The following is a 20,067-nucleotide window of genomic DNA, read 5'->3' as shown; positions in this document are numbered from 1 at the left end:
GTCGTGGTCGTGCGCGCCCATGACTCCATCGTCCTGCGCACCGGAGGGCCGATCCAGGGCGTACGGAGGGTACGAGCTCCATCCCTGTCACTACCTTTGCCGAGGCGGCAGCACTGGTCACGTCATGGAAGATGACCTCGGCGAGGCCCGGCGGAGCATCGCCGACCTACTTCCGCACGAGCGGAAGATGTTCGTCGGCCAGCCGACGCGTCTACCGAACATGCTCGGCGAGCCGCGCCAGGAGTGCGGGGCCCTGACCCCCATCACCCTGAGCGCGACTACTTCCACCTGTGGGCCGGACAGCCGGACCTTGTGCCGGAAGTACGCGGGCGTTGAACTGCCATGAGTGGGTGTCGACCTTGAAGTCCCAGGTCAGCCAGTTCAGGGGTGGGGGTGTTGGGTGAGCCATTGTTGGAGTTCGCGGTGGCGGAACTGGTAGGAGGGGCCGCTGTAGCGGAGCAGACCGGCGGTGACGGCCCAGTCGAGGAATCGGGCAAGCCGGAACGGAAGGCGGCCATGTGAGCACAGTAGGAACACCGCGTAGCGCCGCGCCGCTCTCAGCCCAAACCCGAGCCCGAACCCGAACGTGACGGCAAGCCCGTACTGGAGTATTTCCGTGAGCCTTGTCATGAGGTCATACGGGTGCATGGTGTCCCCGAGCGCGACCCGTTCCGTGTCTGCCGCGAGGCCGAACACGAGGCCGAATGCGAGGCTGGTCGTGAGGCCGTAGACGATGTCGTCGTGGATGATGGCGCGGGGGTTGGCCAGGGTGGTGGGTTGTCCGGTGAATCCTCTGACCACTACGGCTGCGAGCCAAGCCGGAAGACCAAACGCGAGCCCATTCACGGGCACGGAAGTGAACTCGTACGGGGGTCCGTACGACAGCTCGAGTGCGAGCCCGAACAGGAGTACGGCCGCGAGCCCGTATGGGAGTCCGGCCGCGAATGCTCTGGTGATGTTGTTGAGGTTCGCCAGTCGCTTGGGGTTAGACGGCGGGAAGAAGGCGGAGATGCCGGCTGTCACGGCCACGATGGCGACGACTGCGCCGAAGCCTACGTAATCCAAAAAGAAGGGGATGAGGGCGGCGGCAGCGGTGAGGGTGACGGTACTGATGGTGACGGTACTGATGGTGGTGAGGAGGGCATCGGTGATGCGGACGCGGGTGCGGCCTGCGAGGGGCCAGAGGCGGTGGAGGGTGAGTTCGGTGGTGTTTGTGACCGTGGTATTGCCGTTGAGGTGGTGAGTGAGGTGGTGGAGCCAGCGGTGGACTTGGTCGGGTGGGTAGTAGTGGGGGTTGGATGCGTTGGCGGTGGCGGCGGGGATGTAGCGGGCGAGTAGATGCTGGTCGAGGTCGTCTGCGGTGGGGTGGTGGAGGAGTTCGGCGGGGTTGCCGGTGCGGTGATAGACGGTGGCGGTCAGGCACAGCCGCCACGGGGTGGACAAGGTGGCCGCCAACGGGCCTGTGGGCCAGGCCTGCAAGTAGGCGAGGAGGGGCTGCCAGCGGGGGGCGTCGCGTGCCCGGTCACGCAGGTAGGTGATGGCTTGCTGCGTGTTGACAGGGGCGATGGTGATGCGGGCCGAGTCGATCAGTTGGAGGCCGGGGCCGAGAGCGTCGTAGTGCTGATTGCGGCAGGTCACGACCAGCGGTCCGGCATCCAGGCCTTCCTGGTAGGCGTCGAGGGCTTCCAGAACCGCCAGGGCCTGCGGCGCCTGAGGGTCGGGGGTGCCGTCGTCGCGGACGGGATCCATCTCGTCCAGTCCATCCAGGACGGGCAGCACCATGCCCTGGTCGACCAGTCCGGCGGCCAGGTCGGGGGGCCAATCGTAGGCGTCTACCAAGCGCTGAACCAACAGGGTGCGCAGGGGCTGGCTGGTGTCCCACTGGGCGAGCGGGATACGGACCGGGACCGGGTCGTCGTCGGCGCGGTCTCCGAGGAGTGTGAGCATCAGTTCCAGAGCCAGGACCGTCTTGCCCGCCCCGGCCGCCCCGGTGATGACCAGACGCCTCGGCCGGGTGGCACGGTAGTAGCCCAGCACATCGGGCAGAACGGCAGGGGCCGCATCGGTGAAGGTACGCCCAGCCAGCGGGGCGGTGGCAACGCGGCCTTGCGCGGGGTGCAGCACGTAGGCGAGGTTGATGCGCCGGGTGTCGGCACCGAGTAACTGCCGCCGCGCCATGCTCTCGCCCGTCTCGACCTGCCGGGCGAGCGTCGTGGCCCAGCCCCGTGCGAGTTCGGCGTCGTTGCCCTCAAACGGCCTGCGCGACGCCGCGACAGCGATCACCAGACCGGTAACACCGATGGGAACACCGAGAAGAGTCGCGATATCGGCGGACTTCAGCCCACCGCTGTCGTGGACGATGTGCCATCCGGCGAAGGCCACGCTCGCCGTGATCAACACCGCACACACGACGCGAACGATCTGCCACTTACGCCGAAAACGACGTTCCTCTAACCCAGCCACCCCCCGATCATGCCGCACCCCCCAAGCCCACCAGTGCCTCTTCGGCCTACTCATAACCCCACCGTGCCGAACCCTCAGCCAGAAGCAAGGACAGCACATTCCACCGGCGCTGCGGCGAGATCATTTCAGACCGTAGTCGGGCGCGACCATGGCCGGGTCCGTGACTCGCGTGCCGCGTATGGGTACCAGCGGCGACCGCATCGTGGATCGTGGACAGAGCGCGGGCGACGTCCGGCCGCCGATATGCCTGCGCGCACGCCGAACACTCCGTGTCGTGGTCGTGCTCGCCTATGTCTCCACCATCCTCCGCGTCGCCAGGTCGGACCAGGGCGCACGGAAGCACAGCACGCGAGCTCCACCTCGCAGCCTAATCCCCTTGTAGCAAGCAGGTTCGCAAAGCTCCGGCCCGTCGGATCTGTTCGGGTGCTGAGGCCTTGACATCTTGTTTCAGCCTGGCGGGCCATGCCTTCCTGCAGAGCAGTGGGAGGCCCTGGTGCTTGCGGTGGAGGCCGCGTGGACGCCGATAGGACTCCTACTCACAGCCCGGTTCCTTTGAGACCTCTTGTGAGATCGCGCGCGCTCGGCGCCTGTCGGGCCGTCACCGCGCTGCTGCTGTTGGCGCCTGCGGTGTCTCACAGCCCGCCCTTCGGTGCGACACCGTCCTGGCTGACCTGTAGAACAAGTCGCTTCCCGGACTGCGGCAGGAGGTCGCCGACCTGTCGCGAACCATCGATGCGCTACGTACTGCCGTCAACGATCTGTTCACCCGCCTGCCCGACGCCGCCGCCACCTCGCCGACCTCGGTCGCCGACGTCGACGGTCCCTCCCCTCGCCAAACACCACCAAGGTCGGCTGAGCAGCCTGGCGTTACCAGCACTGGCCTTCCGCAGCACCTGGAAACCGACGTTTCCGCATGCGAGAACGGTGAGAACAACAGCACGGCAGTCGCACCACCATCTGACCTGCCTGAGGCCGAGGCCGACGCTCAGCGTCAAGCCGCGGCTGAAGCCATCGCCGGCACAGAACCGGGAGCAGAGTCTGAGGCCGGATCTTCGGCGTCGGCCTCAGAGGGCGACAAGTTGAAGGTGGGCGACGAGCCTGTCAAACACGACTACGTGCTCAACCTTGCCGCGACCGCCGGCACAGTGAACTTGGTATGCCACCGAGACCTGTGGGACTTCATCCAGGAACAGGCGGCCGACATCCCGCACTTCCGTCCCCCGGCGGCACCCGCCGAGGAAGGACACGACCGTGTGCGCATCACCCTGTCCGGCCGCTCCATCATCGGTGTGTTGATCGCGATGCGGGCAACCCGTTTCCAGAACGCGCGGCGCGGAAAGGACGACGGCACATGGGCCCTGGCACATGCGGTGTACGAGCGGCTGGCGCACGACCTCACCACCACCGACCGCAGCGGCGTCGTGCCCCTGACCGTCATTCTTGACGACGGCATCAACGAAGCCTCCCACTCCAACTGACCAAACACCGTCAGCTGAGGTGGGACCAGCCTTCGGCACCGCGGGACGACACGCCGGTCGTCACGGGTGGATACGCGCTGCCGCCCGGGCGGGGCCGGTGGATACGGACCCGGCCCGGCTACGATGCCACACGCCCTGACCCCGGCAGCTGCGATACCGGGGTCGGGGCGTTGTCGCCGGGTGGCTATCCGAGCCAGGTGATGGTCAGGATGGAGAGGCGGCGCGGGGGCCTGTTCACTCAGTAGGTGAGGGACAGCTGGCCGACGGACCCGTAGCGCAGGTCCTCGCCCTCGGGGTCGTCGGCGTTCCACTGCCGGAAACCCCATGGGGCCGGCCGAGGCAGAGGAGAGGGTCAGGATCGCTGGGGGCGCGACTGGTTCTGCGAGAAGGACGACCTGGCCCAGGTCATGGTCGAGGACGTCTTCGCCTGGACCGGCGTCCAATGCAGGATGGGTTCACCACACCCGCGATACCTCCACGTGGGCGCGTCGAGGCCCCGTACCCCGGCTGCCGGGCGGTCGGCGCGATCGGCGACAGCGCGGTCGTGGACCTGCTCGGGCTCGGCGGGCAGAGCCTGGCCGCCGCGCCGGCCGTCCAGGCCGCGCTCCACGGATACCTGCCACCGGACGCCACCGAACGAGGCGCGGTGTTGGCCGGGCGGACCCTCTCCGACGCGGACGGGACCCCCGCCGGACTCACCGCCCGCGCGGTCGTCAGGACCGGGAACGGGCCGCTCGTGCTGCTCGGCATGATCGAACGGACCGGCCGGGCCGGACGCATCGGCGGCGGTGTCTACGACCCGCCGGTGCCCCTGTTCGAAACCGCCGCCTCCGCACTGTCGGCGACCGGCTCCGAACGGGCTGGACCTCGCTGACCGCCACGGGCCGCCACCACTCCCCAACGGCCGATGTCCGGTGCTGGTGCTCCTTGTCTGCCCCCTTCCGGTCCGCGCCGCCGGTAAACCCCCTGCTGGCACGCCGGCGACGGGTGTGCGAAGCTGCCTTTCGCAAGAGGGGGGTATGGCAGTGGGGCGGGCAGGTACGGCGGGCGGGCGACGGCGGCACGGCACGATCGGGGCCGCGCGGGCCGCGTTGACGGTACTGGTCGTGGGCGGATCCGCCCTGGCAGCACTGCTGCTGCACCCCGGCACCGGCCTGTTCGCCAAGGGCCGCGGGCCGCTCGGCGGCAACCCCGCCCTCGTGGTCGGCCTCGCCGTGCTCTCGCTCCTCGGCGGCCTCGCACTGCGCGACAAGTACCTGGAGCAGCTCGGCACCGGCCGGGAACTCAACCCGGTGGAGCAGCGGTTGGTGGACGGCGTGAGCCGCGTCCTCCTGGCCGCACCGCTGGTCCTCCCGCTGCTCATCCTGGTCCTGCACCGGTTCGGTTCGTCCGGCTCCCACCACGGGGACATGGACGGGCCGTCGCGGCTTTCCCCCACGTGGCAGGACCCGTTGGGCACCCCGTCACCCGCACCGCGTGCCGAGCACAGCGACCACAGCATGCACTTCGGGCTGACGCGCATCCTGCTCGGTCTCGGCATCGCCCTGCTCGCCGTGGTCGTCGTCCTTGCCGCACTGCACCTGTGGCGGTATCTGACCCGGCCGCCGGAGCCCGAGACCCCGGCGACGTACGCGACACTCGACGACGAGCGGGAACGCCTGGCCCAGGCCGTGGACTCCGGGCGCCGCGCCCTGCAGGACGGGACCGATGCCCGCGCGGCCGTCATCGCCTGCTACGTCGCCATGGAGGAGTCGCTCGCCGACTCCGGTATGACCCGGCGCGCCTCGGACAGCCCGCAGGACCTGCTGGAGCGGGCCGTCGCGGGCGGCCTGCCCGCGACGGCGGCCGCCGCCGAGCTCACCGCCCTCTTCCGCGAGGCCCGTTACTCCACGCATCCGATGGACGGCGGCCACCGTGACCGGGCCGCGGCCGCGCTCGCCGAGATCGCTCACGGCCTGCGCTCGCGGGCACGTGCGACCGAAGCCGTGGCGGGTGCCGAATGAAGGTGCCCGCACGGATCCGGACCGTCGTCAACTCCGCACTGGGGACGCCTGGTTCGATACGCCACTCGCTGACCGTACTGGGCGCCGTCGCCCTCGCGTCCGGAGCGCTGCTCGCCCTGGCCGACGGTGCCGCGGCCGCCGCCACCGGCCTCGCCCTCATCACCGCCGTCGTGCTGGCCCTGGGGCGCTATGCCGCGGGCGCTGCCGCTCAGGACAGCGGCTACCGCAGGCCGGTGCGCCTGCTGAACAGCCGGGCCCCGGCGCTCGGCGAATGGCACCGCATCGTGGCCAAGGCCCTCGCGGACGACGGCGAAGTGCACCTTCACACCGTCATGCGGCCGCAGTTGCAGCGGCTGTTCGCCGCCCGGCTGGCCGAACGGCACGGCCTGGCGATGTACCGCAACCCGCAGCGGGCCCGGGCGCTGGTCGGCGCTGAGCTGTGGCCGTGGATCGATCCCGAGGCGACCGCTCCGCAGCCCACGCTCTCCGAGCCGGTCCTGCGCTCCCTGCTCGACCGCCTGGAAGCCCTGTGACCTGTGGCGCCGTGGCCGACCCCGCAGCCCGCACACATCCCGACCCCACCCCGTGAGGATCCGCCCGTGACCAGCCCGCAGCCCACCCCGGACCACGACGCCCTGACACCGCGACAGGCGGGTGAACGGGCCGCGGCCGTGCTCGACGAGATCCGCACGGCGGTGGTCGGCAAGCCGGAACCACTGGAGCTGGTCATGCTCGGCATCCTGGCCGGCGGCCACGTCCTCATCGAGGACCTGCCGGGACTCGGGAAGACGCTGCTGGCCCGCTCCTTCGCCACCACCCTCGGCCTGGACTTCCGCCGCATCCAGTTCACCCCCGACCTGCTGCCCTCCGACGTCACCGGCGCTCCGTTCTACGACCAGCGGACCGCCGACATGGTCTTCCGGCCCGGACCGGTCTTCACCCACCTGCTGCTCGCCGACGAGATCAACCGCACCCCGCCCAAGACGCAGGCCGCTCTGCTGGAGGCGATGGCCGAGTCCCAGGTGTCCATCGACGGAAGCACCCGGCCGCTGCCCCAGCCCTTCGTGGTGGTCGCCACCGCCAACCCCATCGAGTACGAGGGCACGTACACCCTGCCGGAGGCCCAGCTCGACCGGTTCCTGCTGCGGGTGCGGATGGGCTACCTGACGGCGTCCCAGGAGGTCGGCATGTTGCGCGCGCGGGTCGATCGGGCGGCGCCCGAGGCGGCGCTGCGCACGCTCAGCGGGCCGGGCGAGGTGCTGGCCATGCGGGCGGCCGTCGAACGCGTCGAGGTGGACGACGACCTGCTGGATTACGTCGTCGCGCTGGTCGGCGCCACCCGGGCCCACCCGCACATCCAGGTCGGTGCCTCTCCGCGCGGCGGTCTGGCCCTGGTGCAGCTCGCTCGTGCCCGTGCCGTCCTGGACCTGCGAGACTACGTGACCCCGGAGGACGTCAAGTCCGTGGTGGTGCCGGGCCTCGCGCACCGCGTCAGCCTCAAGCCGGAGTTGTGGGTCCGGCAGATCGACGGCGACGACGTGATCCGCGAGATCACGCAGTCCGTGCCCGCCCCGCAGACCCTGCCGCGCACGCCGGTCGTGTCATGACGGAGCAAGTGCCGGCTCGCAGGGCGGCGGCCGCCGTCCAGCGGGCCCTGGACGGCCGCCAGGACGTGACCGCCGAACCCCCGCCGCCGCCCCCGCCAGGCTGGCGCCCCGGTGAACGGGCGCTGCGGCTGGGCACGTTGGCCGTTGTCGCGCTGGCCGCCGCGCTGCTCACCGGGCGCCCCTGGGTGCTTGCCCTGGCCACCGCGCCGCTGGTGCTGCTCGCCCTCGCGCTGCCGGGCGGGCCGCGCCCGGCAGCGGTGACGGCCGAGGTCGAGGTGGAACCGCGGCGATGCTTCGAGGGCGAGCAGGTGACGGTGCGGATCGCGGTGGCCTACGACGGTGAGCCCTGCCGCCTGGACCCCGGCATCACCCTGGGTCACGGGGTTCGGCTCGACCACCTCGCGGTCAGCCCGCACCGCGTCGATCTCGTCCTGACCCCGCAGCGCTGGGGCCGCTGGACGCTCGGCACGGTCGACGTCGACGTCTACGACCGCGGCGGGCTGGCCCGGCGCACCGTGCGGGCCGAACTCGACGAGATCGCCGTCTTCCCGGTGCCCGAACACGCCGGCCTCACGCCCATCCCGGTCCGGCTGCCGCAGCGGCTCGGCGAGCACACCGCCGTGCAGCGCGGCGAGGGCGTCGAGGTCACCGGCGTGCACCCGTATGTGCGCGGCGAACGGCAGCGGCGGATCCACTGGCCGGCGACCACCCGCCGCGGCACCCTGCAGGTCCATCAGTTCGCCGCGGAGCGCACCGCCGACACCGTGGTGCTGCTGGACGTGCTCGCCGACGTGGTTGATCCGGTCACCGGCGCGTCCTCGCTCGACGAGACCTTCCGGGCCGCTGCCGGACTGGTCCGCGCCTATCTGCGCACCCACGACCGGGTCGGCGTCGTGTCGGTCGGCGGCGTGACCCGCTGGCTGCAACCGGGCAGCGGCCAGGGGTACTTCTACCGCATCGTCGAGAGTGTGCTGGAGGTCCGCAAGGACCGCGCGTACCGCACGGAGGGCCTCAGTCCGCTCCCACCGCCCGCGTTGCCCGAAGGAGCGCTGGTGTATGTCATCACGCCGTTGACCGACCAGCGGATTTTCGACATCCTGCACCAGGTGCGCGGACGGGCCAACCCGATGGTCGTGGTCGAGATCCCCACCGGCGACCCGGTCGTGGAACCCGGCGACACCGAGGGCGAACTCGCGCTGCGGCTGTGGCGGGCCGACCGCGACGCCATGCGCTTCGCGCTCGTGGAGCGCGGCATCGCGGTCGTCGCCCACCGGCCCGGCGAGACCCTCGACCTAGCCCTCGCGCCGCTGCTGCGCACCCGCATCCACGGGGGGACCCGATGACCAACGCCTCCGCCCGGTTCGCCCGGCCGGGCCCGCGCCGCGACGGCAGCCGAACCGCCCTGCTCGTCGCGCGTCTCACCTCCCGCATCACCGACCGCGTGCTCGGAACGGCCCTCGCCGTCGCCGCCTGCAACCCCCCGGCGGCCCTGCACGCACCCCTGCCGGTCAGGGTGCTGGTGCTCGGGGCGGCGGCGGCCGCGTGGTGGGCCGCTCCGATGGCCGACACGCGCCCCGTCCTGACCTCCATGCGCTGGCGGACCGTCGCGGCCCGCCGCAGGACGACCCTGCTGCCGGCCGCGGCGATCGCCGTCGCCGCGGCCACCGGCCCCCCGTTGTGGCTGGTGGTCTGCATCGCAGCCCTGCTGCTCGCCTACCTGCTCGTCACCGACGCGTGGACAGCCGGGGTCACCGCCCCGCCCGGCCGGCCGCGGGCGACCCCCGCGCCGGCGGCAGCCGCCGCGACCGCAGTGGTCCTGCTCGCCGCCCAGGCGCCGGTCGCGGGCACCTCATGGGCACGACTGCCCGCCGCACTGGCCATCGCCGCCACCGCGGCGTGCCTGGTACTGGCGCTGCGCATCCGCCGCCGCCCGTCCGGCTGACCACCGAGCCGACCGACTGCCGCACCGAGCCGACCTGGAGCGACTTCGAGCGACTCGGCTCCTGGGCCGTGGCCGTAGCCGATCGGCGGAGCCGCCGGTGAGCCACCGGCAGGCCCTATGCCCGCCTCCTCACCGCGGTGAGGACGAGCCAGCCCGCTGCCGCGCCGACCGCGTACCAGAGCAGGTCGGGCGGGTTGAAGGTGGACCCGAGCACGAGGCGGGCGACGGCACTGCGCCGGGAGAGCTCCGCCGGCACCTCGCTGAGCTGCAGGAACTCGATCCCCCAACTGACGGCCAACGCGCTTGCGGCGGCCGTCAGGGGCCTCACCCGGGGTGCCACCAGAACGACGAGGGTCAGAAGCAGGACGGTGTACAGCGCGTCTCCACCGTACTTGCCCACGCTCCCCTCCGACACGGCCCTCAGCCCCAGCGCCGCGGCGACGGTCAGCACCGCGGCCGCGGCCGCCGCCAGCCGGATCCGCACCGGGGCGGCGGCGCCCGCGGCGCGGTCCTGGGTTTCGAGCAGGAAGGGCATGGGGTCATCTTGCCGGATGTCCCGTGCGCGACGCTCGTGACCGGTGGGTGCAGGCACCCCGCTGGTGTCGACCGCCGACCGGACCATCGGTCAGCCCATGCTCTTGGCGCCGTCCAGGGACTCGCGGATGATGTCGGCGTGGCCGGCGTGCTGGGCGGTCTCCGCGATGATGTGCATCAGCACCCGCCGGGCCGACCACTGCGCGCCGGGCTCAAACCACGGGGCTTTCGGCAGCGGCCGCGTGGCCGCCAGGTCGGGCAGCGTGGCGACCAGGTCGTCGGTGCGGCGGGCCGCCTCGGCGTAGTCGGCCAGTACGCCGGTCAGCGTCTCACCGGGCAGCAGCCGGAACTCGTCCGCCCGCCGGGCCCAGTCGGCCTCGGTCATGGCCGTGAAGTCCCCCATCGCCGAGGGGCCGTTCAGGATGAAGTCCACCCAGTTCCGCTCGACCGCGGCGACGTGCTTGATCAGGCCGCCCAGGCAGAGCTCGCCGGCCGTGGTCCGCAGCCCGGCCTGCTCGTCGGTGAGGTCACGGGTGGTGAAGCGCAGGAAGTGCCGGTGCTTGGCCAGCATCTCCAGCAGATCGGCGCGCTCACCGGTGACGGCCGGGGCCCCGGCCGGGTCATGGGTGGTCTGCTCGTTGACGGTCATGGTCTCCGCCTTCCGGTGTTTCTGTTCCGTCGGACAAGGACCACGCTATGAGCCATTGCGGTCAGATTCTGTCCTAAAGCCGGGGAGGACCAGAAGCGGTTCCCAGCGATGACCGACTCTCGGCATCCGCACCGCCGCAGGCCGCCCGCCGCTACCGCTCCAGTTGCGCCCGCAGCCACTCCTCCACCTCGCCGACGTGCGCGGCCGCGGCTGCCCGCGCGGCCTCCGGATCCCGGGCGGTCAGCGCCCGATGGATCGCAGCGTGTTCGCGGCGGGTTCGGGAGAAGGCCCCCTCCTCCTGGTAGCCGCGCCAGACGCGGGCGCGGAAGGTGCGCGAGGACAGGCCGTCCAGCATCGCGGCCATCGTCTCGTTTTCCGCGGCCACGGCGATCTCCCGGTGGAAGGCGAGGTCGTGGGCGAGGATCTCCTCCGGATCGTCCGTGGTGTTCATCGCCGTCAGGTGTTTCTCCACCTCGGCGAGCTGGTCCGGGGTGATCCGGGCCGCCGCCAGCGCGGTCGCCGTCGACTCCAGGACGCGGCGCACCTCGAGCAGCTCCACCAGGCGCGGGCCGCGGGAGAGGTCGGCGACCACGCCGAACGTCTCCAGCAGGTCACCGGCCTCCAGCCGGGTGACGTAGATGCCCGAGCCGTGCCGGGCCTCCAGCACACCGAGCACGGTCAGGGCGCGGATCGCCTCACGCATCGAACTGCGGGAGATGCCCAACTGGGCCGCGAGGTCCCGCTCGGTGGGCAGGCGCTGCCCGGGTTCCAGCAGTCCGTCGGCGATCAGCGCCTTGATCCGCTCAATGGCGCGCTGCGTCACCGTGCCCTTCTGCGGAGCGGCCGCGGCGGTCTCCCGTTCCGTCTCCTCCGCAGCGGTTTCGTCCACGCCACTCCTCCTGTCACCGTGCGCCGCAGTTTAGCCAACGATGTGGTCCGACCACTATCGCTTGAACGTGGTAAATCATGCGCAGAAGGGTGTTGCAGGCGCCAAGTGGTCTGATAAATATGCCGCCAACTGCTCGATCTCGCTCGATGAGGAGCCGACAGATGGCCGACATCACTGCGCGGAACGAACGGCACAGCAGGCAGCGGCACAGCAGGCGATTCTCCTCGTGGGCGGTGCGCGCGACGGCCGCGGCCGCCTGCGGCACCTTGGCGCTCACTGCATGCGGCAGCACCAAGGACAGCGGCGCGGCGGGCGCCAAAGGGGACGGCACGGGCAAGGTCGGGGTGATCCTGCCCTTGCTGACCTCTCCGTTCTGGCAGTCGTACAACGACTACGTGCCGAAGATGGCCACGTCCCAGGGCGTCGACGCACTGAAGACGGTCAACTCCAACAGCGACCCCTCGCAGCAGATCACCGACATCAACAACGAGCTCAACCAGGGTGTGAAGGGCCTCGTGGTCGCCCCGCTGGACAGCGCCGCCATCCAGGCCGGACTCGACCAGGCCGAGCGCAAGGGCGTCCCCGTGGTCGCCGTCGACGTGGCACCCGACAAGGGCAAGGTCGCCATGGTCGTGCGGGCGGACAACGTCGCCTACGGCGAGAAGGCCTGCCAGTACCTGGGCGCGCACATCAGCTCGGGCAAGGTCGTGCAGATCATGGGCGACCTGGCCTCGGTCAACGGCCGTGAACGCTCGGAGGCGTTCCGCTCCTGCGTACGGAAGAACTTCCCCCAGCTGAAGGTGCTGGAGATCCCGGCCAAGTGGGAGTCCGACACCGCCGCCTCCAAGCTCGACACGCTCCTGAACGCCAACCCCGACATCAAGGGCATCTACCTGCAGGCGGGCGGTGTCTACCTCGCGCCCACCCTGCAGACCCTGAAGTCCAAGAAGATGCTGAAGAAGGCGGGCACGGCCGGGCACATCGTCGTCGTCTCCAACGACGGCATTCCGCAGGAGTACGAGGCCATCCGCAACGGTGAGATCGACGCCACCGTCTCGCAGCCCGCCGACTCCTACGCCAAGTACGGCATGTACTACATCAAGGCGGCGATGCAGGGCAGGACGTTCAAGCCGGGCCCCACCGACCACGGCTCCACGATCGTCAAGCTGCCCGGCGGCATCCTGGAGGACCAGTTGCCCGCGCCGCTGGTCACCAAGGACAACGTCGACGACCCCGCACTCTGGGGCAACACGGTCCGATGAGCAGCCCCGACCCCACCCCGCTGGTTCAGGCGCGGGGCATCGTCAAGCGCTACGGACCCACCGTCGCCCTCGCCGACGGGCGGCTCACCGTCCTGCCCGGCGAGTCCCACGCCCTCGTCGGCCGCAACGGCGCCGGCAAGTCCACCCTCGTCGCCGTGCTCACCGGCCTCCAGGCGCCCGACGAGGGCGAGGTCCGCTTCGACGGCGGGCCGGCGCCCGCGCTCGCGGACCGGGACGCCTGGCGCCGCAAGGTCGCCTGCGTGTACCAGAAGCCGACGGTCATTCCCGAACTGACGGTCGCGGAGAACCTGTTCATCAACCGCCAGCCCACCGGCCGAGGACGCCTCATCAGCTGGCGCCGGCTGAGGAAACAGGCCGCCGACCTCCTCGACACCTGGGACGTGCACGTCGACCCGGAGGCCCGTACCCGCGAACTCCGGGTCGAGGACCGGCAGATGGTCGAGATCGCGCGGGCGCTGAGCTTCGGCGCGCGGTTCATCGTCCTCGACGAGCCCACCGCCCAGCTCGACAACCGCGAGATCGAGCGGCTGTTCACGCGGATGCGCGCCCTTCAGGCCTCAGGCGTCACCTTCCTGTTCATCTCGCACCACCTCCAGGAGGTGTACGAGGTCTGCCAGACCGTCACCGTGCTGCGCGACGCCCGCTGGATCACGACCGCGCCGGTCGCCGACCTGTCGCGCGCGGCCCTGGTCGAGGCGATGGCGGGAGAATCGGTCGCGGAGCACGAGCGCCGGCACGCACGCGAGGCGAACGCCGTCGGCACCCCCGTGGTGCTTGACGCGCGCGGACTCACCTCCGAGGCGTACACGCACGTCGACCTCACCGTCCGAGGTGGCGAGGTCGTCGGACTCGCCGGCTCCAGCGGCAGCGGCAAGATCGAGCTGGCCGAGACCTTCGCCGGACTGCACACCCCGACCGGCGGGACCGCCGAACTCGACGGCAGGAAGCTCCCGTTCGGCGACGTGCGGGCCGCGCTCGGGGCGGGCGTCGGCTGTGTGCCCCGCGACCGGCACGAACAGGGTCTGGTCTCCGGCATGACGGTCGGCGACAACGCCACCATGAGCGTGGTGGACCGGCTCGGCCGCTTCGGCTTCGTCTCCACCGATACCGGACGCCGTGTCGCCGGCGAGCTGATCGAGCGCCTCGGCATCCGCACCGAGGGCCCCGAACAGCCCGTGGCGGACCTGTCCGGCGGCAACGCGCAGAAGGTCGTCATGGCCCGCGCCCTCGCCTCCGACCCCCACCTGCTCGTGCTCATCAACCCCACCGCGGGCGTCGACGTGAAGTCCAAGGAGTCACTGCTGGCGCGGATGGACAACGCCCGCGAGGACGGCACCGCCGTCCTCGTCGTCTCCGACGAACTCGACGACCTGCGCCGCTGCGACCGCGTCCTCGTCCTCTTCCACGGCCACGTCGTCGCCGAGCACCCGGCGGGCTGGCGCGACCACGAGCTGATCGCCTCCATCAAAGGAGTGGACCATGGCTGACACCGAGGCGGCTCCGCCGCTCGCGCCACCGCGTGCCGGCGCAGGATCGGCCAGGACGGTCCTGCTGCGCCGGGCCCGCGAACTCGCCCTGCTGCCCCCGCTGTTGCTGCTGATGGTGCTCGGCACGGTGGTCAACGACTCGTTCCTCACCGAGCGCAACCTGATCTCGATCCTCGGCGCCTCCGCAGCCCTCGCCATGGTCGTGCTCGCCGAGTCGCTGGTGCTGATCACCGGCAAGTTCGACCTGTCCCTGGAGTCGGTCGTCGGCATCGCGCCGGCCGTGGGCGCCCTCCTCGTGCTCCCCTCGGACCAGTCAGGGTGGGGCGTGAAGTTCCCGGCGCCGCTCGCCCTGCTCGCGATCCTGGTGGTGGGCGCGGTCGTCGGCCTCTTCAACGGCGTCCTCGTCGTCAGGTTCAAGCTCAACGCCTTCATCGTGACCCTGGCGATGCTGATCGTGCTGCGGGGTCTGCTGGTCGGTGCCACCAAAGGCAAGACGTTGTTCGGCATGCCCGACAGCTTCTCCTCCCTGGCCACGACCACCTTCCTGGCCGTCCCGCTGTCCGTGTGGCTGGCCGCCGTCGCCTTCGCGGTCGCCGGGCTGGTACTGAAGTACCACCGCGTCGGACGGGCCCTGTACGCCATCGGCGGCAACGCGGAGGCGGCCCGCGCGGCCGGCATCCGCGTCGAGCGGGTCATGCTCGGCGTGTTCGTCGTCGCCGGCGTCCTGGCCTCGGCCGGTGGGATCATGCAGACCGGCCACGTCGGCGCGATCAGCGCCAACCAGGGCCAGAACATGATCTTCACCGTGTTCGCGGCGGCGGTGATCGGCGGCATCAGCCTGGACGGCGGCAAGGGCACCATGTTCGGAGCCCTGACCGGGGTACTCCTGCTCGGCGTCGTGCAGAACCTGCTCACCCTCGCCCAGGTGCCGTCGTTCTGGATCCAGGCCATCTACGGCGGAATCATCCTGGTCGCGCTCGTGATCGCCCGCGTGACGACGGGCCGGGCCCAGGACTGACCGCGCCCAGTCCCCCGTCACCGACCGAAAGGCCATCCGTGTCTGCGACGCCCGCCCGCATCATCGCGGTCGACACCCACGACATCCGCTTCCCCACCTCGCGCGAGCTCGACGGCTCCGACGCCATGAACCCCGACCCCGACTACTCGGCTGCCTATGTCGTGCTGCGCACGGACGAGGACGGCGGAGCGGAGGGACACGGCTTCACCTTCACCATCGGACGGGGCAACGACGTCCAGGTCGCCGCGATCCACGCACTGCGCCACCACGTGGTCGGACGCCTGGTCGACGACGTGTGCGGCGACCCCGGCTCGCTCTTCCGTGACCTGATCGGCGACAGTCAACTGCGCTGGCTGGGACCGGAGAAGGGCGTGATGCACATGGCGATCGGCGCGGTCGTCAACGCCGTGTGGGACCTCGCCGCCAAGCGCGCGCGGCAGCCCCTGTGGCGGCTGCTCGCCGAGGCCGACCCCGAGTGGCTGGTGAGCCAGATCGACTTCCGCTACATCACCGACGCGCTCACCCCCGAGGAGGCGCTCCGGATCCTGCGCCGCGGCCGGGAGGGCGCGCAGGAGCGCACCACGCGCCTGCTCCAGCGCGGCTACCCCGCCTACACGACCTCGGCGGGCTGGCTCGGGTACGACGACGACAAGCTCAGCCGACTCGCCGCCCAGGCCGTCGCCGACGGATTCACCCAGATCAAGCTGAAGGTCGGTGCGGACCTCGACGACGACGTGCGCCGCTGCCGGGTGGCCCGCACGGCCGTCGGGCCGGACGTCCGCATCGCCATCGACGCCAACCAGCGCTGGGGCGTGGCCGAGGCGATCCGCTGGACCCGGGCGCTCGCCGCGTTCGACCCGTACTGGATCGAGGAGCCCACCAGCCCCGACGACATCCTCGCCCACGCGGCGGTCCGGGAGGCGGTGGCCCCTGTGAAGGTCGCCACCGGAGAGCACGTGCACAACCGCGTCGTCTTCAAGCAGATGCTCCAGGCAGGCGCCCTAGACGTGCTCCAGATCGACGCGGCCCGTGTCGCCGGCGTCAACGAGAACCTCGCTATCCTGCTGCTGGCCGCCCGGTACGGAGTCCCCGTCTGCCCGCACGCGGGCGGGGTCGGCCTGTGCGAACTGGTCCAGCATCTGTCGATGTTCGACTACGTCGCGGTCTCCGGCACCACGGAGGACCGGGTCATCGAGTACGTCGACCACCTCCACGAGCACTTCGTGGACCCGGTGGTGGTCCGCGGCGGTCACTACGCGGCCCCCACCGCCCCGGGCTTCTCGGCCGCCATGCGACCGGAGTCCATCGCGCGGTACACCTTCCCCGGCGGCACCTTCTGGGCCGCCGACCCCGACCTGCAGAAGGGAGATGCGGCATGAGCGACTTCCAGGGGCTCAGGGCGCTGGTGACGGGAGGCGCCTCCGGCATCGGCAGGGCGAGTGCCGAACTCCTCGCCGAGCGGGGCGCGCAGGTCGCCGTCCTGGATCTGGACCCGTCGTCCGTGGTGCGACCGCTGCTCGCCTTCCGGGCCGACGTCACCGACGACACCTCGGTGCGCGGGGCCGTCGAGCAGGCCGCCGAAGCCCTCGGGGGACTCGACGTCCTGGTGAACAACGCCGGCATCGGCGCCCAGGGCACCGTCGAGGACAACGACGACGAGGAGTGGCGCCGCGTCTTCGACGTCAACGTCCTCGGCATGGTCCGCACCGCCCGCGCCGCCCTGCCGCATCTGCGCGCCTCCTCGCACGCGGCGATCGTCAACACCTGCTCCATCGCGGCCACCGCGGGACTGCCGCAGCGCGCCCTGTACAGCGCCACCAAGGGCGCCGTGTATTCGCTGACCCTGGCCATGGCCGCCGACCATGTGCGCGAGGGCGTACGCGTCAACTGCGTCAATCCCGGTACGGTGGACACACCGTGGGTCGGCCGTCTGCTGGACGCCGCTCCCGACCCGGCCGCCGAGCGCGCCGCGCTTCAGGCCCGCCAGCCCACCGGCCGGCTCGTCACCGCCGCCGAAGTCGCGGGCGCCATCGCCTATTTGGCGGGTCCGCTGTCCGGCGCCACCACCGGTACCGCACTCGCCGTCGACGGCGGCATGCAGGGCCTGCGGCTGCGCCCGGCGGACCGATGACCGCCCCGGGGCGCAGCGGCGGCGAGGCCGGCCCGCCGGGCTTCGGCTCCGCCGGGGTCACCGAGCGGCTCGACGACGTGCAGGCCGGCTCCCGCGGGGGCGCCGACGCGGGGCTGTCCGTCGTAGGGGAGCTGCCGTGACCGTGGACGCCCACCATCACGTCTGGGACCTGTCGGTCCGTGACCAGGAATGGATCGCGGGACCCCGACTCCGGCCGATCAGAAGGAACTTCACCCTGGACGACCTGGAACCCCGGGCCGAGGCGGCCGGAGTGGCCCGCACGGTGCTCGTCCAGACGGTCACCGTGCCGGAGGAGACCCCCGAACTGCTGGCTCTGGCCGCCGGGCACGATCTGATCGCGGGTGTCGTCGGCTGGACCGACCTCACCCGCCCCGATGTCGCCGACGAACTCGCCCGCCTGCGTGCACTCCCCGGCGGCCGCCTCCTGAAGGGCATCCGTCACCAGGTGCAGGGCGAGCCCGACCCGGAATGGCTGCTGCGGGCCGACGTACGGCGCGGCCTGGCCGCCGTGGCCGACGCGGGCCTCGCCTACGACCTGGTCGTCCTGCCGCATCAGCTGCCGGCCTGCGCGGAGGCGGCCGCGATCCTCCCGGAACTCACCTTCGTCCTCGACCACCTGGGCAAGCCGCCCATCGTCTCCGGAGAGCTGGAGCCGTGGGCGAGCGCCGTACGTGCGCTCGCCGTCCGGCCCAACACCGTCTGCAAGCTGTCGGGCATGGTCACGGAGGCCGACCTCACCGCCTGGACACCGGCCGACCTGCGCCCCTACGCGGAGGCGGTGCTGGAGGCCTTCGGCCCTGACCGCCTGATGTACGGCTCGGACTGGCCGGTGTGCACCCTCGCGGCCTCCTACGAGGAAGTCCTGGCCACGGCCCGGGACCTGACCTCCGCGCTCACCGAGGACGAACGCACCGCGGTGTTCGAGAGGACGGCCACGCGCGTCTACGGGCCGGCTCGGTCGAGCTCGTAGTCGCATGGGATGCGATGCGTGTCCGACGGCGTCTATCGCCGACCCGCCGTCGCGCACGGAGCCACCGGAGCCTGAGCGGCCTGCCCGGTCGGGTGAATTCGTGTCGGGGCAAAGCTTTTGCCTTGCGCAAGGCCGTAATTATGATCCCCGTAGACTGATCCACTCACGGGGCAGAGGAGAACAACCCCAGCATGATGGGACATTCGCATGCCGTCAGCGGCGCGTTGCTCTTCGCGGGCACCGCGCCGTATGTGCCACCCCTGGTGCTGCACACTCATCTCGCGCCGCAGGAGATCCTCATGGGCACCGTGCTGTGCGCGGGCGCGGCGCTGCTGCCCGACCTGGACCATCATGACGGGACGATCGCCAACTTCCTCGGCCCGGTCTCCAAGGTGCTGTGCCGCTTCGTCGCCTGGATCTCCGGCGGCCACCGCCACGCCACCCACTCCCTGTTCTTCGTCGTCCTCATGACGGTCGGCAGCTGGGCAGGAGTCACCCATCTGGGCAGGCCGTTCACCATCGCCATGAGCTTCTTCCTGCTGGCGCTGGCCGTCCGGGCGCTCAACCTCTGCCCTCCGGGGCACGGCTTCCACGCATGGGGCACCAACGTGGCCCTGGCCGGCCTGGGCACCGCGGCCATCGACAAGTTCATTCCCTCAGCCCCCGGTTGGCTTCCCTACGCCGTCTGTCTGGGGTGCGTGGCACACCTGCTCGGTGACTCCATCACCAAGCGCGGTGCGCCCTGGCTGTGGCCGCTGAAGTCGCGGTACGAGATCACACTGATCAAGAGCAGCGGCAACAAGCTGGAGACCGAGATACTCACACCGCTGATGGGTGTCGCCACCATCGCCCTGCTCTGGCTCACCGTCCTGTCTCCCCACCCCCTCCACTGAGGTCCTCGCGGCCACGCTCGCCGGAGCGGTGCGGCGTGATGTCCTGGGCGCCGGCATCGTGCGGGGCCACGAGGAGTTCCGCGACGCGGTAGGGCGCCCGTGGCTGCCCCGTCAGCCCGCTCCCGTGGCGGCGGCCAGTGCGTCGCGGAGCCAGGAGTCGGCCGCGCCTGGGGTGAGGTCGGGCGTCAGTTTCCCTGCCAGTTGCCAGTAGCGGGACATCACTGGGTGATCCGCTGCGGCGAGGCGGACGGTGAGGGCGCGGCGGAAGGCGGGAGTGTCCCGGGTGCCGGAGGCACGCGCATACGCGGCGACGTAGCAGTCCAGGGCCTCGCCCGGGCCGGGGGTGCGGTCGGCGCGTACGGCTGCGTCCACCAGTTGGTGGGCCTCGTACAGGCCGTCGTAGAGCAGGTCCGGGTGCTCGGCGGTGACGGGCCGGTGGGCTGCGAGGCAGTGGTCGGTGGCGGCCGTTGCCAAGGCGTGCAGGCGGGCGAAGGCGAGGACCTGGTCCACGGTGGGGTCGGCGGAAGGCTGCGGGACGGCCGCCTCGGTGATCGTGGAGCGGAGGCGGGCGGAGAGGCGAACAGGCAGCAGGCGGCGCCAGTAGTGGGCGACGGCGGACGTGCTGGGCGGGACGCCGACCGACCCGATCAGCTCCAGGCGCTCCGCCAGCTGCTCCGGGGTGCCCTCCTGGAGTGCCCG

20 protein-coding genes are annotated in these 20,067 nt (G+C 71.3%); 15 read left to right on the top strand and 5 right to left on the bottom strand.

Going from position 1 to position 20,067, the window contains the following annotated elements:
* Window positions 1–381: 381 nt before the first annotated feature.
* Entirely contained in the window at window positions 382–2,382 is a 2,001-nt protein-coding gene (locus tag ACTYVM_RS24935; protein WP_445528105.1) for an NACHT domain-containing protein, read from the bottom strand.
* A gap of 1,166 nt (window positions 2,383–3,548) precedes the next feature.
* Between ACTYVM_RS24935 and ACTYVM_RS24930 the strand changes: the two genes are divergently transcribed.
* The 7 genes from ACTYVM_RS24930 (at window position 3,549) to ACTYVM_RS24900 (ending at window position 9,493) form a co-directional block, all read left to right on the top strand.
* A complete protein-coding gene (locus ACTYVM_RS24930; protein ID WP_445528104.1) occupies window positions 3,549–3,941 on the top strand; it encodes a hypothetical protein in 393 nt (130 codons plus the stop codon).
* Between the two features lie 442 nt (window positions 3,942–4,383).
* The gene (locus ACTYVM_RS24925) at window positions 4,384–4,815 is read left to right on the top strand and encodes a hypothetical protein (protein WP_445528103.1); all 432 of its coding nucleotides are present in this window, start codon (window positions 4,384–4,386) and stop codon (window positions 4,813–4,815) included.
* Between the two features lie 145 nt (window positions 4,816–4,960).
* The gene (locus ACTYVM_RS24920) at window positions 4,961–5,944 is read left to right on the top strand and encodes a DUF4129 domain-containing protein (protein ID WP_445528102.1); all 984 of its coding nucleotides are present in this window, start codon (window positions 4,961–4,963) and stop codon (window positions 5,942–5,944) included.
* Window positions 5,941–6,477 (top strand): hypothetical protein, encoded by a 537-nt coding sequence (locus ACTYVM_RS24915; RefSeq protein WP_445528101.1) that lies wholly within the window; start codon window positions 5,941–5,943, stop codon window positions 6,475–6,477. The genes ACTYVM_RS24920 and ACTYVM_RS24915 overlap by 4 nt, the downstream gene beginning before the upstream one ends.
* A 66-nt stretch (window positions 6,478–6,543) precedes the next feature.
* A complete protein-coding gene (locus tag ACTYVM_RS24910) occupies window positions 6,544–7,551 on the top strand; it encodes an AAA family ATPase (protein ID WP_445528100.1) in 1,008 nt (335 codons plus the stop codon).
* On the top strand, window positions 7,548–8,894 hold the full coding sequence (locus ACTYVM_RS24905; protein ID WP_445528099.1) for a DUF58 domain-containing protein: 1,347 nt from the start codon (window positions 7,548–7,550) through the stop codon (window positions 8,892–8,894). The genes ACTYVM_RS24910 and ACTYVM_RS24905 overlap by 4 nt, the downstream gene beginning before the upstream one ends.
* Entirely contained in the window at window positions 8,891–9,493 is a 603-nt protein-coding gene (locus ACTYVM_RS24900) for a hypothetical protein (protein WP_445528098.1), read from the top strand. The genes ACTYVM_RS24905 and ACTYVM_RS24900 overlap by 4 nt, the downstream gene beginning before the upstream one ends.
* 115 nt (window positions 9,494–9,608) lie before the next feature.
* Here ACTYVM_RS24900 and ACTYVM_RS24895 read toward each other — a convergent pair whose 3' ends face one another.
* The 3 genes from ACTYVM_RS24895 to ACTYVM_RS24885 form a co-directional block, all read right to left on the bottom strand.
* Window positions 9,609–10,028 carry a ribosomal maturation YjgA family protein gene (locus ACTYVM_RS24895; protein ID WP_445528097.1) on the bottom strand — a complete coding sequence of 140 codons (420 nt, stop codon included), beginning with the start codon at window positions 10,026–10,028 and terminating at the stop codon, window positions 9,609–9,611.
* 90 nt (window positions 10,029–10,118) lie between these two features.
* Window positions 10,119–10,676 (bottom strand): DinB family protein, encoded by a 558-nt coding sequence (locus tag ACTYVM_RS24890; protein WP_445528096.1) that lies wholly within the window; start codon window positions 10,674–10,676, stop codon window positions 10,119–10,121.
* A 151-nt stretch (window positions 10,677–10,827) separates the two neighbouring features.
* Entirely contained in the window at window positions 10,828–11,565 is a 738-nt protein-coding gene (locus ACTYVM_RS24885) for a FadR/GntR family transcriptional regulator (RefSeq protein WP_445528095.1), read from the bottom strand.
* A 161-nt stretch (window positions 11,566–11,726) separates the two neighbouring features.
* Between ACTYVM_RS24885 and ACTYVM_RS24880 the strand changes: the two genes are divergently transcribed.
* The 8 genes from ACTYVM_RS24880 to ACTYVM_RS24845 all read left to right on the top strand — a co-directional run bounded on the left by ACTYVM_RS24880 (window position 11,727) and on the right by ACTYVM_RS24845 (window position 19,368).
* Entirely contained in the window at window positions 11,727–12,827 is a 1,101-nt protein-coding gene (locus ACTYVM_RS24880; protein WP_445528094.1) for a sugar ABC transporter substrate-binding protein, read from the top strand.
* Window positions 12,824–14,335: a sugar ABC transporter ATP-binding protein gene (locus ACTYVM_RS24875; protein ID WP_445528093.1), complete on the top strand. Its 1,512-nt coding sequence runs from the start codon at window positions 12,824–12,826 to the stop codon at window positions 14,333–14,335. Before ACTYVM_RS24880 ends, ACTYVM_RS24875 begins: the two co-directional genes overlap by 4 nt.
* On the top strand, window positions 14,328–15,353 hold the full coding sequence (locus ACTYVM_RS24870; RefSeq protein WP_445528092.1) for an ABC transporter permease: 1,026 nt from the start codon (window positions 14,328–14,330) through the stop codon (window positions 15,351–15,353). Before ACTYVM_RS24875 ends, ACTYVM_RS24870 begins: the two co-directional genes overlap by 8 nt.
* A gap of 38 nt (window positions 15,354–15,391) precedes the next feature.
* Window positions 15,392–16,732, top strand: coding sequence for an L-fuconate dehydratase (locus ACTYVM_RS24865; RefSeq protein WP_445528091.1), 1,341 nt, complete (start codon window positions 15,392–15,394; stop codon window positions 16,730–16,732).
* The gene (locus ACTYVM_RS24860) at window positions 16,729–17,484 is read left to right on the top strand and encodes an SDR family NAD(P)-dependent oxidoreductase (RefSeq protein WP_445528090.1); all 756 of its coding nucleotides are present in this window, start codon (window positions 16,729–16,731) and stop codon (window positions 17,482–17,484) included. The genes ACTYVM_RS24865 and ACTYVM_RS24860 overlap by 4 nt, the downstream gene beginning before the upstream one ends.
* Entirely contained in the window at window positions 17,481–17,624 is a 144-nt protein-coding gene (locus tag ACTYVM_RS24855; protein WP_445528089.1) for a hypothetical protein, read from the top strand. The genes ACTYVM_RS24860 and ACTYVM_RS24855 overlap by 4 nt, the downstream gene beginning before the upstream one ends.
* Window positions 17,621–18,475: an amidohydrolase family protein gene (locus ACTYVM_RS24850; RefSeq protein WP_445528088.1), complete on the top strand. Its 855-nt coding sequence runs from the start codon at window positions 17,621–17,623 to the stop codon at window positions 18,473–18,475. Before ACTYVM_RS24855 ends, ACTYVM_RS24850 begins: the two co-directional genes overlap by 4 nt.
* A 191-nt stretch (window positions 18,476–18,666) precedes the next feature.
* Complete coding sequence (locus tag ACTYVM_RS24845) at window positions 18,667–19,368, top strand: metal-dependent hydrolase (protein ID WP_445528087.1); 702 nt, start codon at window positions 18,667–18,669, stop codon at window positions 19,366–19,368.
* Between the two features lie 111 nt (window positions 19,369–19,479).
* On the opposite strand, the gene ACTYVM_RS24840 is transcribed toward ACTYVM_RS24845, so the two are convergent.
* Entirely contained in the window at window positions 19,480–19,878 is a 399-nt protein-coding gene (locus ACTYVM_RS24840; RefSeq protein WP_445528086.1) for a hypothetical protein, read from the bottom strand.
* Between the last annotated feature and the right edge of the window lie 189 nt (window positions 19,879–20,067).

It is taken from the genome of Streptomyces cyslabdanicus (assembly GCF_052663305.1).
Note: the sequence above shows the minus strand (reverse complement) of the source record. Positions and strands in the feature narration are given on the sequence as shown.

Bases quoted from the DNA above. Each gene is read 5' to 3' on its own strand.
- ACTYVM_RS24895 (WP_445528097.1), bottom strand. From the start codon at position 10,028: ATGCCCTTCCTGCTCGAAACCCAGGACCGCGCCGCGGGCGCCGCCGCC.
- ACTYVM_RS24845 (WP_445528087.1), top strand. From the start codon at position 18,667: ATGATGGGACATTCGCATGCCGTCAGCGGCGCGTTGCTCTTCGCGGGC.
- ACTYVM_RS24905 (WP_445528099.1), top strand. From the start codon at position 7,548: ATGACGGAGCAAGTGCCGGCTCGCAGGGCGGCGGCCGCCGTCCAGCGG.
- ACTYVM_RS24875 (WP_445528093.1), top strand. From the start codon at position 12,824: ATGAGCAGCCCCGACCCCACCCCGCTGGTTCAGGCGCGGGGCATCGTC.
- ACTYVM_RS24915 (WP_445528101.1), top strand. From the start codon at position 5,941: ATGAAGGTGCCCGCACGGATCCGGACCGTCGTCAACTCCGCACTGGGG.
- ACTYVM_RS24900 (WP_445528098.1), top strand. From the start codon at position 8,891: ATGACCAACGCCTCCGCCCGGTTCGCCCGGCCGGGCCCGCGCCGCGAC.
- ACTYVM_RS24860 (WP_445528090.1), top strand. From the start codon at position 16,729: ATGAGCGACTTCCAGGGGCTCAGGGCGCTGGTGACGGGAGGCGCCTCC.
- ACTYVM_RS24880 (WP_445528094.1), top strand. From the start codon at position 11,727: ATGGCCGACATCACTGCGCGGAACGAACGGCACAGCAGGCAGCGGCAC.
- ACTYVM_RS24925 (WP_445528103.1), top strand. From the start codon at position 4,384: ATGCAGGATGGGTTCACCACACCCGCGATACCTCCACGTGGGCGCGTC.
- ACTYVM_RS24920 (WP_445528102.1), top strand. From the start codon at position 4,961: ATGGCAGTGGGGCGGGCAGGTACGGCGGGCGGGCGACGGCGGCACGGC.
- ACTYVM_RS24855 (WP_445528089.1), top strand. From the start codon at position 17,481: ATGACCGCCCCGGGGCGCAGCGGCGGCGAGGCCGGCCCGCCGGGCTTC.
- ACTYVM_RS24890 (WP_445528096.1), bottom strand. From the start codon at position 10,676: ATGACCGTCAACGAGCAGACCACCCATGACCCGGCCGGGGCCCCGGCC.
- ACTYVM_RS24870 (WP_445528092.1), top strand. From the start codon at position 14,328: ATGGCTGACACCGAGGCGGCTCCGCCGCTCGCGCCACCGCGTGCCGGC.